Source organism: Syntrophales bacterium (assembly GCA_026417625.1).
In the GTDB taxonomy this organism is placed as follows: Bacteria; Desulfobacterota; Syntrophia; order Syntrophales; family UBA8958; genus JAOACW01.
This window is the reverse complement of sequence record JAOACW010000001.1, coordinates 1-12,634: the sequence shown is the minus strand read 5'-3', so window position 1 is coordinate 12,634 and position 12,634 is coordinate 1. Positions and strand designations below refer to the sequence as shown.

At 44.9% G+C, this 12,634-nt stretch carries 15 protein-coding genes and 1 tRNA gene; 11 read left to right on the top strand and 5 right to left on the bottom strand.

The annotated features are described in order from the left end of the window. The first annotated feature begins 9 nt into the window (after positions 1-9). The 5 genes from gcvH to N2317_00060 all read left to right on the top strand — a co-directional run bounded on the left by gcvH (position 10) and on the right by N2317_00060 (position 3,957). On the top strand, positions 10-408 hold the full coding sequence (gene gcvH / locus N2317_00080) for a glycine cleavage system protein GcvH (GenBank protein ID MCX7815895.1): 399 nt from the start codon (positions 10-12) through the stop codon (positions 406-408). 68 nt (positions 409-476) lie between these two features. Then, positions 477-1,541 carry a histidinol-phosphate transaminase gene (gene hisC / locus N2317_00075; GenBank protein ID MCX7815894.1) on the top strand — a complete coding sequence of 355 codons (1,065 nt, stop codon included), beginning with the start codon at positions 477-479 and terminating at the stop codon, positions 1,539-1,541. Between the two features lie 113 nt (positions 1,542-1,654). Continuing rightward, positions 1,655-1,846: a 30S ribosomal protein S21 gene (rpsU, locus tag N2317_00070; protein ID MCX7815893.1), complete on the top strand. Its 192-nt coding sequence runs from the start codon at positions 1,655-1,657 to the stop codon at positions 1,844-1,846. A gap of 57 nt (positions 1,847-1,903) precedes the next feature. Further along, positions 1,904-2,554, top strand: a complete 651-nt coding sequence (locus tag N2317_00065; protein ID MCX7815892.1) for a TIGR00730 family Rossman fold protein — start codon at positions 1,904-1,906, stop codon at positions 2,552-2,554. 11 nt (positions 2,555-2,565) lie between these two features. Beyond that, entirely contained in the window at positions 2,566-3,957 is a 1,392-nt protein-coding gene (locus tag N2317_00060) for a hypothetical protein (protein ID MCX7815891.1), read from the top strand. On the opposite strand, the gene N2317_00055 is transcribed toward N2317_00060, so the two are convergent. From N2317_00055 to N2317_00045, 3 genes are read right to left on the bottom strand one after another with little or no spacing between them, the layout of a single operon-like run. After that, positions 3,940-4,464, bottom strand: a complete 525-nt coding sequence (locus N2317_00055; GenBank protein MCX7815890.1) for an NYN domain-containing protein — start codon at positions 4,462-4,464, stop codon at positions 3,940-3,942. The genes N2317_00060 and N2317_00055 overlap by 18 nt on opposite strands. A gap of 18 nt (positions 4,465-4,482) precedes the next feature. Then, positions 4,483-5,670, bottom strand: coding sequence for a CsgG/HfaB family protein (locus N2317_00050; GenBank protein MCX7815889.1), 1,188 nt, complete (start codon positions 5,668-5,670; stop codon positions 4,483-4,485). 2 nt (positions 5,671-5,672) lie between these two features. Beyond that, complete coding sequence (locus tag N2317_00045) at positions 5,673-6,821, bottom strand: hypothetical protein (GenBank protein MCX7815888.1); 1,149 nt, start codon at positions 6,819-6,821, stop codon at positions 5,673-5,675. A 104-nt stretch (positions 6,822-6,925) separates the two neighbouring features. On the opposite strand from N2317_00045, the gene guaA reads away from it, so the two are divergent. From guaA to N2317_00025, 4 genes are all read left to right on the top strand, one after another. Continuing rightward, positions 6,926-8,455, top strand: a complete 1,530-nt coding sequence (guaA, locus tag N2317_00040; protein ID MCX7815887.1) for a glutamine-hydrolyzing GMP synthase — start codon at positions 6,926-6,928, stop codon at positions 8,453-8,455. Positions 8,456-8,520: 65 nt separating this feature from the next. Further along, positions 8,521-8,877, top strand: a complete 357-nt coding sequence (locus N2317_00035; protein ID MCX7815886.1) for a hypothetical protein — start codon at positions 8,521-8,523, stop codon at positions 8,875-8,877. A gap of 13 nt (positions 8,878-8,890) precedes the next feature. Next, positions 8,891-10,093, top strand: a complete 1,203-nt coding sequence (gene sfsA / locus N2317_00030; GenBank protein ID MCX7815885.1) for a DNA/RNA nuclease SfsA — start codon at positions 8,891-8,893, stop codon at positions 10,091-10,093. Beyond that, the gene (locus N2317_00025; GenBank protein MCX7815884.1) at positions 10,090-10,962 is read left to right on the top strand and encodes an amidohydrolase family protein; all 873 of its coding nucleotides are present in this window, start codon (positions 10,090-10,092) and stop codon (positions 10,960-10,962) included. Before sfsA ends, N2317_00025 begins: the two co-directional genes overlap by 4 nt. Before the next feature lie 3 nt (positions 10,963-10,965). Here N2317_00025 and N2317_00020 read toward each other — a convergent pair whose 3' ends face one another. Continuing rightward, positions 10,966-11,607, bottom strand: a complete 642-nt coding sequence (locus tag N2317_00020) for a lytic transglycosylase domain-containing protein (protein MCX7815883.1) — start codon at positions 11,605-11,607, stop codon at positions 10,966-10,968. 94 nt (positions 11,608-11,701) lie between these two features. On the opposite strand from N2317_00020, the gene N2317_00015 reads away from it, so the two are divergent. Beyond that, a tRNA-Pro gene (locus N2317_00015) sits at positions 11,702-11,778 on the top strand. On the opposite strand, the gene N2317_00010 is transcribed toward N2317_00015, so the two are convergent. Beyond that, positions 11,757-11,924: a hypothetical protein gene (locus N2317_00010; protein ID MCX7815882.1), complete on the bottom strand. Its 168-nt coding sequence runs from the start codon at positions 11,922-11,924 to the stop codon at positions 11,757-11,759. The genes N2317_00015 and N2317_00010 overlap by 22 nt on opposite strands. A 221-nt stretch (positions 11,925-12,145) precedes the next feature. On the opposite strand from N2317_00010, the gene N2317_00005 reads away from it, so the two are divergent. Further along, a partial coding sequence (locus tag N2317_00005; protein MCX7815881.1) for a hypothetical protein occupies positions 12,146-12,634 on the top strand: 489 nt, incomplete at its 3' end.

The window sequence follows — 12,634 nt, the reverse complement described above, 5'->3', positions numbered from 1 at the left end:
GGAAGGGTTATGAAGGCATATCCGGATGATTTGCTTTACAGTCGGGAACACATTTGGGTACGTGTAGAAGGAGATTTGGCAACGATCGGCATTACAGATTACGCTCAGGAGAAACTTGGAGAGATCATTTCAATTGAATTACCAGAGGTGGATTCTGAGGTGGAGAGGGATGAGCCCTTTGGTACGATAGAATCACACAAGGCGTCCCTAGAGTTGATTAGCCCTTTAACTGGTGATGTGGTAAGTGTTAATGAGGATGTTCTGGAGGACGCGGGTATCGTGAGCAGTGACCCTTATGATACGGGCTGGATGATTGTTGTGGAGATGAGAGATCCAGACGAACTGGACGATCTCCTAGATGCTCAGGAGTATCACGATTACATTGTGAACGAACTTGAGGGTGATTAATCTGGTAGACTGAGGCTTTCTCGACCTCTACGGAGAATAAGCGATTTGTTATAGGTTAGTGTTGGCGAATGGATGTGGAGAAGATCATAAGAGCTGAAGTACGGGAACAGAAGGGTTATTCTACAGAGGCTGGGGTGTTCCCAATAAAACTTGATGCAAATGAATGCCCCTATGGGTTAACCGTTGAGATCCAATCCCGTCTACTCGAGAAGTTAAGAGAAATTTCCCTTAATAGGTACCCTGAGGCGGGTAGTTGCGCATTGCGTTCAGCCTTCGCGGATCATTTCGGAGTTCTACCTGAACAGGTGATGATTGGGAATGGTTCCGATGAATTGATCTACATACTTAGTACTGCTACGGCAACAGCTAACGTCAGCACTCTCATACCTGTACCTACGTTTTCAATGTACAAGCTTATTGCGAGAAATAACGGTCATCGTGTGTTGGAAGTACCTCTGAATGAAGATTACGACCTCGATTTACATCGCATGTTGAACTGTATTAGAAAAGAACATCCCTCAGTGATCTTTCTGAGTTACCCCAATAATCCCACAGGCAATTCCTTTTCCGAAGAAAAGATTAGATTGATACTGGAAGAGTCAGATGGTTTGGTAGTTGTTGATGAGGCGTACTACCCTTTCTCTGGTAAAAGCTTTGTTCCACTTCTCTCTAAGTACAGGAATCTTGTAGTTTTGAGGTCCCTGTCTAAACTGGGACTTGCAGCGGCACGACTGGGTTTTCTTATTGCTCGAGAGGAATTGATAGAGCAGCTTGATAAGGTTCGCTTACCCTATAATGTAAATGTGCTCTCGCAAGCAGTGGCTACTTTATACCTTGAAGAAGAATCATATTTCAGGGGTATCGTTCAACAGGTTGTAAAAAATCGCGAAGTTTTGCTGGCTGCCTTAAGAAACATCGATGGCGTTAGACCTATACCTTCCGATGCGAATTTTATTCTTTTTTCTTGCAATTTTGATGCGAATTATGTATACAGCTACCTTCAAAGTAAAGGCATACTTATAAAAAATCTAAGTGCCCCCGGTGTTCTCAACAATTGCATGCGTGTTACTGTGGGAAGACCGGAAGAAAATGAGGAGTTTATAAAAGCGCTAAAGGAAGCTTTAAAAGAGTAAGGAGAGTGATTTTTTAGGAAACAAAGAGGGTAAAAACGGCAGTACGAAGTGTGAAGGTGCCGTATTACCCTTTTTTTATACTCGATAATAAGCAAAGAAAGGGTGGGTTAATTTTGGAAGTTAAGGTTGTTGATAACGATTTGGAGAAGGCCATAAAGATTCTTAAAAACAAGCTTTCCAAAAATGGGTTGTTCAAAGAACTGAAACTTCGTAGGGCCTACGAAAAGCCCTCCGTGAAGAGGAAGAGGAAAGCTCTAGAGGCAAGAAGGAGATTTGCTAAGATCCAGCGACGTAAATCTTCCTAAATAGGCAATATCTCTTCGTTACTTTGGGTAACCTTACTATAACGCAGAGTCTCAAGAGTGGAAAAGCAGTTTTTGATAGATGCGTTAAGTATAGAGGAGTCGTGGCGCATCTTCCGTATAATGGCGGAATTTGTGGAGGGTATAGAAACCCTGTCCTCTATTGGAAAAGCGGTGACAATTTTTGGATCGGCGCGGGTTCGCCCGGAGGATCCGTACTATCAGAAGGCGGAAGTGCTGGCCCGGAAATTGGCGGAAAAGGGATTTAGTGTAATTACGGGTGGCGGTCCTGGTATAATGGAGGCAGCTAATAAGGGTGCCGCACTTGCTGGTGGTAAGTCTGTGGGTATGAATATTCGCTTGCCCTATGAGCAAAAGCCAAACATCTATGCGAACGTCCAGTTGGATTTCAAGTATTTTTTCATAAGAAAGGTGATGTTCGTGAAGTATGCGGTGGCGTATGTTATTATGCCTGGGGGTTTTGGTACCCTGGATGAGTTGTTTGAAGCACTAACTCTTATACAGACAAAGAGAATAAAGTCTTTTCCCGTAATTCTCATGGGCTCAGAATACTGGAATGGCCTTCTTTCGTGGTTGAAAAACACGGTTCTTATGGAAGGCAAAATAAACGCCGAAGATTTGGAACTGATTCAGGTGTTTGATGAACCAGATGACGTGGTTCATCACATCATGAAATTTGTCATTGTTTAATTTTCTCCTGGATGACCAAGCGTTTTTCCCAGAGCAGTTTAAACCTCGATCACGTTCTGAGAGAAATCAAGGCTGGAAAGGTAAGGCCTTGTTATCTCTTCTGGGGAGAGGAAGAATTTCTGATTCAGCGGGCTTTAAAGTTAGTAACCGAATCGCTCGTTATGCCTGAGGACAGAGTTTTAAATGTTGTTGAGTTTGATGGTTCAAAGTTAGATATGTCGCAGGTATTGGCGGAGATGTATCAGCCTTCCCTTATTTCCGGCCGGAAAGTTGTTATTATAAAGAAGGCAGGACCTTTATTCCGAGAAAGGGTATCGCCGGGAAGTGTAGTGAAAAGTATCATTGAGGATTCGAAAGAAGAGCCCTTAAGGGCTGCCAGGTCTTTTCTCCGTTTACTTGCATCTAAAGGAATAACCGTAGAAGCCTTAAAGGAGAGGGGTCTTACGGTTATACCTGAGAGCTGGTGGTCTGAATTGAAAGACTGGTCTGACGATACGAAAAGGGAATGGCTATTGAAAGTGCTTGCCCTGTACAATGAGGTTGATTTACGGGAATCCAATGATGGGAACGACATGGAAGTTTTTATAGATTTGTTGAGGAAGGTTTCGCCATATACACTCGTTGTGGTTATGTCGGCCGACTCTGTAGATTCAGCTAGCAAACTTTACCGCGCTTTTTGTGAACTGGGTGTTGTTCTCGCCTTTCCAAAGGGAAGGTCGGAAAACGAGAAAATGGGTATTATTCGCAATTTATGTGAGGGTTTGCTACGGAAAGAGGGTAAAGCGATGGATGATGATGCCTGGCGTGCTCTGGGGGAGCGGACTGGTTTTGATCCCGGTATAGCTATGGGTGAAGTTGAGAAGTTGATTTTATATACGGGTGATAAGAAGTGGATCACTGCCGCTGATTTTGACGCTATTCCTACAACAACGAGGGAAGATCACATTTATAATCTTACTGTCGCCCTTCTTAATGGTCAGGAGACAAGGGCCATCATAATATTAAACGCTCTTCTTGATAGAGGAGAGGCGATTCTCAGGATTTTAGGGGGTATAATAAGGGAAGTCCGCTCAATACTTTATGCGCGCGTAATTCTGGACGCAGGTGTATTGGAAGGATTCGATGCCCGAACTTCTTATGAGGTATTTAAGGGTAATTATTACCCCCGGATAAAGGATTTTTTTTCACGCGAAGGTTCTTTCGAACCTTTAAAACAGCACCCTTTTGCTATCTATAATTCTTTAAAGCACGCTTCCCGACTGTCAAAGTACCAGCTACTCGGAGTTCTCGAACGATTAATGGACATTGATATACAGCTAAAAACCTCAGCGATAGACGGAAGATTCCTAATAGAACGCTTTCTGATGACCTTTTCTCGTTTGCAGTTAAAGTTGGTTCAGTAACTTTCTTAACTCTTTTTCCTTCTTGGAGAGTCGGTGAGATGGTCCTTTTTTCTTCGCCTTTAATGGCCTGTCTTCTCTATCTACCTCGGTAGTTGGAAACGATATGTAGGACCGGCTACTTATCCGCTGTCTAATGATATCTTCGAACTGATGGGAATTAATTGCTGATTTGCCGTGTCTCTGCACGTATGTGGCGATTTCCCTATCAGATGTAACAACGAGAACCTCTTCACCCAATTTTGTCACAAGATGTTTGATTACATCATCCGCTTTTTTGCCCAAGGGGGAATAAACTATTTCAATGCCCATCTGAAGATCTCTCATTTCCTCAGGTTCTCCTCCTCCCCATCCGTCAAATACAACGGTTATCCTATGGGGACGTACTGTTCTGTAGTTGCTGAGAAGTCTGATGAGGGCTTTTCTTCCCGCTTCGAGGGAGGATCGCTCGTAACGAGCAAGATCCATCGACTGACGGATCATATTGTAGCCGTCTATGATAATCCGCATTAGACGAAAGACTCTTGACTAGCGAATAGGTTTTCTTTCTACGAGCTGTCCAACTTTCACAAGATTTAGTAGTTCTGGTTTTTCCGCCTTAACGAGGGCCCATGCCGCATTCTGCTGCAACTGATCGGCTGATACCTGGAGGACTAGTGGTAATCTCTGAACGTCGCATTCTTTTTTACCTGACATTGGGTCTACAACTTCTTCGAAGTTGTAAACGTATAGCTCATGTCCGGGTTTCAGTCCTGCCTTTTCGCCTATGTTAACCCTCACTGCCTTTTCTTTCCCATCGGCGCTTCTTTTAACCAAAGTTATATAGCCCTTTAAGGGGAAGTACTTTGAAAGCTCTGGACGGGCGTTCTGTAGGCTGTTGCCCGCGGCCTTTTTTATGGCCCCGATGATGGCGTCAAAAGTAAGGGTAGGTGTTTTCCCTATGACGTACCTGCCTGCCAACTTTTTGGAGAATACCACTTCACCACTTTCGACATCGAGGATCCTTACAGTAATTTCAGTGCCCAAGTTCCAACCTTCCTGGGTTTCAAGTGCAGCTGCAGCTGCTGTGCCCAAAAGATCCACCACCACACTGCCCGTTCCTTTCGTAAGACCACGTCGGGCGGATTCATGAGTAACCCATTTGATATCCACGTTATTGACTGAGCCAGTAATGATGTATTTTACGCCTTTCAGTTTTCCCAGGCGAATTATCGTAGAATCATCCACCAATCCTGACTGTTGAAATTTATGTTCTGAGAATATCTTCTCCATTTCCTTACGGGTGAACACCTTGGCACCACCCATATTGACAATCTCATCCATGACCCCATCTTCGATGCTTTCTGACAGTTTGGCGTTTACTTGCCGGGATATGGTTTCAGCACTCGCCTGGTAGTTCTCCTTTTCCTTTTTCCCCCAAACGACACCAGCTGCCCCGGGTACCACACCTACAGCAGCACCACCGACAGCGGTTCTGTCCCTTGTTCCTTGCATTTGACTTTGAACCACACTAGCGTAATCAAAGGTGGTGTTATTGGTAAAGTTTACCACGGCTACGAGAGGCAAAGGTGTATCATATAGGGGTTTGCATATTGATGGAATATTCACCTTAGGTGTGGGATCCGTAACAAAGGTAGTTAGATCCACCTTCGGTGCAGTGGCACAGCCTGCCAAAAACAAAAGGGCAAGGATGCCAACGAAAGTTTTTTCCTTCATGTTCAGTTTCCCCCTTTTTTGTATTTCAATGTCAGGGCATAGGGTGTGAAGTGGGTTACACTAAAGTCTCCCTGCTGCTGTAAACTGTTCGCGAGGTAAATAGTTTTTTCAGGGTATGATACGATATACTCTCCCATGGCTGTTTCTTCCACTTCCGAAACCCAAACGACATTCTGGAGTAATGATTTTACTTCCATATTTGTATCAAGGTCCTTTACACCTTCAACTTTAACCCTGATCCTTTTGGTATTCTCCTGTAGGTAAGAGGCAATTTTATCGAGGATTTTTGGTGTTACCTTTTCGGCCACATCCCTAAGAGCTATGGCAGCGGCATCTTCGAGGTTGGCATGCAAACCTTTTCCCTGCTCAGTGCCTGCTGTTAGAATTTCTGTGTTACCCGTTTTGTTGTTCCGGGCCACAATTCTATAGGTTAGGCGGACTGTGACGTTATTAAAAGGCATGGAAAGTCCATAACCTATGTCTTCTCCCTTCTTTGTGGAGACGGTATAGTCCGTCTTTCCGATAATTAAAATGTTCGACAGGAATTTGTACATGAGACTGCGCACTGAAAGTGTTCTCCCCGTGCGCACCGCATTCTCAATTTCTCTCGCATCCGCCGCATGAGTGGGTGCTACATCGATAACTCTGTAATGTTGTTCTGTGAGTTTTTCTATGAGGGATTCCGTTAGAATGTTAGTTTCTTCGTATTCATCACTTATGCCTTCCTTAGAAGGTTTTCTGGCGGGAATGAAAACGGCAACACCACTGTTCAATGATAAGTCAGTGGTAATTGCATCTTTTGCCTTTTTGGGTTCAACGCAGGCTGTTATGTTTACCGTTATAATTCCATCCTTGATACTTTCCCCTTTTACACTGAAGTTTTTAATAGCACCCCCAACCTGGGTTTTCATCACATCTTCAATAAGGGTAAAGTTCGACACAAAACTTCCCGCACTAACGTCTACCCCAACGGTTTTCTCAATGGCGTCCCATTTTGCCCGGGCAATTGCTTCTAAGCGTGCGGAGGGAGTATCATTGTCTTTAATGGTTGCTTCCCCTTTGGCATCCACGCACTGGAGCTGGGGTAATGCTGTTGAGGGGGTTAAAAAGAATGCGATCAATATGATAGATAAAATAAATCGATTCTTCATGGAAAGACCATCTAAAAATGATTTTGACTCTACATATGTTATTTAGTAGACTTTGTAAAGCTAAATTCTGGTAATGTAACAAAGGGTAAACTGGAGGTTTTTCTTTGATTATCATCGTCGATTTCGGTTCGCAGTACAACCAACTTATCGCGCGGAGAGTGAGAGAATTGGGAGTGTTTTCCACAGTGGAGCCCCCTGATATTGCCCTCAGCAAGATAGAAGAGACGAATCCGGAGGGCATTATACTCTCTGGTGGGCCGGCCAGTGTTTATGAAGACTCAAGCCCGAGTGTTCATCCCAAGATTTTTGAACTCGGAATACCTGTTTTGGGTATCTGCTACGGATTTCAGTTCATGGTTGCTTCACTGGGGGGTAAGGTTGTGCCAGCGAAGAAGCGAGAGTATGGTTTTGCCTTGCTCAGGGTTAAAAATGGGGCTGGTGTATTCGAAGGTGTGCCTTCTGAAAGTCAGTGCTGGATGAGTCACGGTGATACGATTGTAGAATTGCCAGAAGGTTTTGAGATTTCCGCATCCACAGAGAATACAGAGATAGCGGCTGCCGCGGACGTTAAAAGGCGTCTCTATGGATTGCAGTTCCATCCTGAGGTGGCCCATACCGCTTATGGGAAAAAAATGATTGAGAATTTTCTTTTTTCTGTTTGCGGTTGCCGTAGAGAATGGTCGCTAAAATCATTTGTTGACCAAACTGTGAAGGATATACGCGAACAGGTGGGAGATCGAAAGGTTATCATGGGTATCAGTGGTGGGGTAGATTCGACTGTTGCTGCCGTGATAATACACAGGGCCATTGGTGATAGACTGATACCTGTGTTTATCGATAATGGTCTCATGCGTGAAGGGGAAATGAAGAGAATACGGGAGATTTATCAACGGAATCTCCACATAAAGGTACGTTTTCTAAAGAAGGGTAGAGTCTTTCTAAAAAGACTCCGGGGAGTTAAGGACCCTGAAAGGAAGAGGAAGATAATTGGGAGTACGTTCGTGGAAATATTCGAGGAAGAGGCGAGAAAGGTGAAGGGGATCGCCTTTCTCGCGCAGGGTACACTTTATCCCGATGTTATAGAGTCAAGATCAGCCTTTGGGGGACCCAGTGCCGTTATAAAGTCTCATCACAATGTGGGTGGACTTCCCAAAAAGATGAAACTCAGATTGATCGAGCCTCTTAGATTTCTCTTTAAAGACGAAGTTAGACAGCTAGGTTTGGAGTTAGGTTTACCAGAGGACATGATATGGCGCCAACCGTTTCCGGGTCCTGGTCTTGCCGTTCGCATTATAGGGGAAGTTACGGAAAGGCGCCTTTCTGTGCTCCGGAAGGCTGATAGAATACTTTTGGACGAGATAAAGAGGGCGGGATTGTACAGGAACTTATGGCAATCCTTTGCGGTGCTGCTTCCGGTTAAAACTGTGGGAATTATGGGTGATAGACGAACGTATGAAAATATAATTGCCATCAGGGCAGTGACGAGTGAAGATGCTATGACTGCTGATTGGGCGAGATTACCCTATGAGGTGCTGGGGAGTATTGCGAACAGAATAATAAATGAAGTTCCAGGTGTGAATAGGGTGGTTTACGATCTGAGTTCCAAACCACCGAGTACTATTGAGTGGGAATGAAATATTTGTGGTGGTTTGCAAATTTTTCAAACTTGTTGTAAAGATATAGAATTCAAGGAGGTTTTATGTCCACGAGGGAACCTGTGGAAAAGAAAAAAGTTTTTCCAGCTGGGATGGAAGAGGGTGACCTTTTTGCGCCGGCAAATTTTCTGAGTTTCAATCCGTTTATCAGTTTCTGGTACAGTAAGAGAGAGGTATCTCTCAGAGACGGAAAAACCCATATAAATATAGAGGAAAAGAGTTTCCAGAACGGAAAATTCAAAGACGAGAAATTCGTGGGTGTCATGGAAGGGGATGTCTATCATCGGTTTGTCGGTGAGATGCAGAAGGCCCTATTTTCCCATCTGGAATTTGTGTTTAAGTCTTTTTTGAGTCTCTTGCCATTGCCCTCTGGTAAGGATAAGACCCTCCGCCAGCCGTAAGTGGGTTGATTTTTTGGTTATAAGCAGCGAAGGCATCGATCTTTTTCAAGAGCCTCTCTTCAAGGATCTCCTCAATGCCCGTTTTTTGCGCCGACTGAATCGGTTTCTCGTGGAATGTGAGTGGGAAGGGAAAACTGTTAGGGCACATTTACCAAATCCTGGGCGCCTCCTCGAGCTTTTGATCCCCGGGAGCGAATTGAAGCTCGTAAGTAATGCTTCGCAAAATGTGAAAACAGGATTTGTGGCTGTAGCAGTTAAGAGAAATGGCGTTAATGTTCTTCTGCACACGGTAAAGACGAATGATGTTGCTCATTTTTTGATCCAGAGAGGTATGATTCCCGATTTTGAAAATACGAGAATTGTGGCACGGGAGTACACGTTTGGAAGAAGGAGGTTTGATTTTCTACTTTCATCCCCTCGCGGGGAGGTTCTTTTGGAAGTCAAGTCTTGTACTTTGTTCGATCCTCCCGTTGCGATGTTCCCTGACGCTGTTACCTTAAGGGGGCAAAGGCATCTAGAAGAACTGGCAGGATACGTATCTTGGGGGTATACGTGTGGCGTTCTTTTCCTGATTCATTCACCTCATGTCCGTTTCTTTTTACCTGATTATCACACTGACCCGGCATTTGCCGAACTTTTTCTGAAGTTTAAGGACAAGATCTTCTACAGGGCTTTAACCTTGAATTGGCGTGAGGATATGAGCCTCGAATCTCACGTGGGGATAGCAGAAATTCCATGGTCTGTTCTGGAGAGTGAATTTCATGACTGTGGAGCCTATCTTGTGGTTATCAAGGTGGAGAGAGATACGAATGTGGAAGTGGGTGCATTGGGCTGGTTGGCATTGAAGCGTGGTTACTATGTTTATGTGGGGTCTGCGAAGAGATTTCTTTCACAACGTTTAAGGAGGCATCTCCGAGGAGGTGGACGTGTTCACTGGCACATCGATTATCTAAGACTTGTGGGGCGGATTTCTTCTCTTCTCCCGGTGCGGACGGAATCGGACCTGGAATGTGAAATTGCCCGTAATTTGGGAAGTATTGCTGCAAGTGCTATTTCTGGCTTCGGGTCCTCCGATTGTTCATGTTCCAGTCACCTTTTTTATTTCCCAGAAAATCCCTTGATCAATAGGGAGTTTATCCACCTTTTGCTGTTCTACCGCATGGGTAGATTAGTGGAACTTTTGAAAAACGTAAATTTGCGGGGTGTTAGAGTATGAAAGCGATCGATTTGCAGGTACAAACATTTACGAAGGAAGCAAGGAAGTTTTTCCCCAATCCTGACGAGATTGAGGAGATGGCCCGTAAAGTTTTTAAGAGGGAATCTGTCTTTATGGAGGAAGAGAAACTCATAGAGGGTCTCAGAAAGGCAGAGGTCAAAGCAATTATGATGAGCCCTATGGGATGGGCCAGAAAAACAAGGGATATGGGTCTTATCAGGGAAATGCACAACTACATGGGACACCTCAGGGAGAAGTATCCCGATGTTATTCTCGGTTGTTGGGGGGATATTGATCCCCAATTGGGTTATCAGGGTGCCCGGGAGCTGGAGAGGTGTATCAATGAGGTCGGCATGCTGGGCATTTACACAGGGGCAATTCTTACGGGCATACCGGTAAACGACAAGTTGTACTGGCCACTTTATCAAGTCTGTGTGGAGTACAGGGCTACTGTGAAACTATCCGTGGGTATGACGGCTGTGGGACAAGGAAAACCGGGAGGAGGCGGTGTTCTGCTCGAGTACGAAAACCCCATTCCGTACGTTGATCAGGTTGCTGCCTTATTTCCAGAATTGCGTATTATTGCTGCCCATTGTGCTTGGCCGTTTCACAATGAGATGATCGCCGTGATGATACACAAGGCGAATGTGTTTAATGAGCTTCACGGATGGTCACCCCGTTACTTCCCACCGGAGATAAATCGGGAAATTAACGGGAGACTTCAGGATCGTTTCATGTTTGGTTCTGACCATCCCTGGTTTATGTACGACCGCCTCTTCAGTGATTGGGAGGCAGGGGAGTATAGGCCCGATGTGTTGAAGAAGGTTTACTACGAGAATGCCCTGCGGGTAATGGAACTTAAGGTTTAGATTTTACTTCCCGAAACGGTACGTTCTGTGAAAATTGAGGACGCGTCGAACATAATCTTGGGTTTCTCTGTAAGGGGGGATACCGTTGTGTCTTATCACGGCGTTTTCTCCTGCGTTATAAGCTGCCAAAGCGAGGGTGAGATCTCCGCGAAAGAGTTTTATCAGGTACCTGAGGTACCTTGTTCCCCCTTCTATGTTGCTCTCCGGGTGAAACACATCGTTGACCTGGAAGTTGGAGGCTGTGGTGGGCATGAGTTGCATCAGCCCACGGGCACCTTTCGGAGAGATTGCCGTGGGCTGGAAATTAGATTCTGCCTTGATGATGGCTTTTATTAAGGCCGGGTCTACGTTGTACTTTTCCGCCGTTTTGTTGATTATGTGGTCATACTTGGCCAAATCTTTGGATTTGATCCCGAAAAGAACCCTTTTTTCCCTGTATACGAGGGTGTATTTAATTCGAGGATCAGTAGGGACGTTAGTTAGATGAACAACGCCGTTTTGATCTACGTACCGGTAGATATCTGCCATGACGGAATGGTTGTGGGTAAAGGTTGTTAGGATAAGAATAATGAAGCTCAGCGAGTACCTGTGGTTCATCTGCTTCAATACAAACCGCCGTGTGGTCTGGAATTGCAAATGCTCCATATATAAATTGCTTTACTTTCTACCGCAAGTGAAATTTGCATAAGTTTTTGCGGGTATTGACATACGTATCACTTGGTGGTAAAAAATAGAGCGTCGGGGCGTGGCGCAGCCTGGTAGCGTATCTGAATGGGGTTCAGAGGGTCGGAGGTTCAAATCCTCTCGCCCCGACCAGTGAAATCAAGGGGTTGTGGGTTTCCATCACAGCCCTTTTTAATTGTCTCTCCATCCTGTTCCGCTATAGTCCCGCTTTTTCCGATCTTATATCCTAAGGGCACGAAAACACCGTTTGTTTTATCAGGTTGAACATTGGGCTTCATGTGCGCCTGAATTAGGCTTTGGTCAGGAGGAGTTAGACCATGTAAGTCCCTTCTTTTATCTTGACACTTGTACATCGTAACATTAAAAAATTTTAAAAAATTTGCAGTCGGTCATTTTATTGTTTGATCCTTACGACGAACAAAGAAGGAGAATCATGGAGCCAGGGACCCCGTTTCTCTAAACGAGTAACGGGGTTTTGTGTTTATTGAGGGAATGGTCTTTGGACAGGAAAATGGATTTGAAACCCGGTTCGATAATAAAGGGACCCCAATGGCCGGAACCCGTTGAGATCACGTATATAGAACGTCTGGATGAGTACGTGCGCATCATAGGCGTCACTGCAGGGAAAAATCGGGCTCATATTGATCAGATCATCCCTCTCGAAGAGTTTCAGAAGGTGACCATTCTGCAGACTGAAAGTTTGTTTAAGGAAGAACCGGCAAAGGTATTCCTCGCTCTGGAAACCCTGCGCTACCGTTTCGCATCACTGTACGATCCTTTGCTAGCCATGAATATTTCCAAGGTGGATCCATTGCCTCATCAGATTGAGGCTGTGTATGGGTATGTATTGCGTCTTCCTCGCATTCGTTTTCTTATCGCTGATGATCCCGGTGCGGGTAAGACAATCATGGCGGGGCTCATCATCAAAGAATTGAAGCTTCGTCACCTTGTAAAGAGGATTCTCATCGTGTGTCCCGGTCATCTAAAG

What these genes read in the sequence shown, in the direction of transcription:
- N2317_00045 (MCX7815888.1), bottom strand. Translation starts at nt 6,821, where the DNA reads ATGAAGAATCGATTTATTTTATCTATCATATTGATCGCATTCTTTTTA.
- N2317_00055 (MCX7815890.1), bottom strand. Translation starts at nt 4,464, where the DNA reads ATGCGGATTATCATAGACGGCTACAATATGATCCGTCAGTCGATGGAT.
- N2317_00020 (MCX7815883.1), bottom strand. Translation starts at nt 11,607, where the DNA reads ATGGAGCATTTGCAATTCCAGACCACACGGCGGTTTGTATTGAAGCAG.
- N2317_00025 (MCX7815884.1), top strand. Translation starts at nt 10,090, where the DNA reads ATGAAAGCGATCGATTTGCAGGTACAAACATTTACGAAGGAAGCAAGG.
- N2317_00035 (MCX7815886.1), top strand. Translation starts at nt 8,521, where the DNA reads ATGTCCACGAGGGAACCTGTGGAAAAGAAAAAAGTTTTTCCAGCTGGG.
- N2317_00060 (MCX7815891.1), top strand. Translation starts at nt 2,566, where the DNA reads ATGACCAAGCGTTTTTCCCAGAGCAGTTTAAACCTCGATCACGTTCTG.
- N2317_00050 (MCX7815889.1), bottom strand. Translation starts at nt 5,670, where the DNA reads ATGAAGGAAAAAACTTTCGTTGGCATCCTTGCCCTTTTGTTTTTGGCA.
- hisC (MCX7815894.1), top strand. Translation starts at nt 477, where the DNA reads ATGGATGTGGAGAAGATCATAAGAGCTGAAGTACGGGAACAGAAGGGT.
- N2317_00010 (MCX7815882.1), bottom strand. Translation starts at nt 11,924, where the DNA reads ATGAAGCCCAATGTTCAACCTGATAAAACAAACGGTGTTTTCGTGCCC.
- gcvH (MCX7815895.1), top strand. Translation starts at nt 10, where the DNA reads ATGAAGGCATATCCGGATGATTTGCTTTACAGTCGGGAACACATTTGG.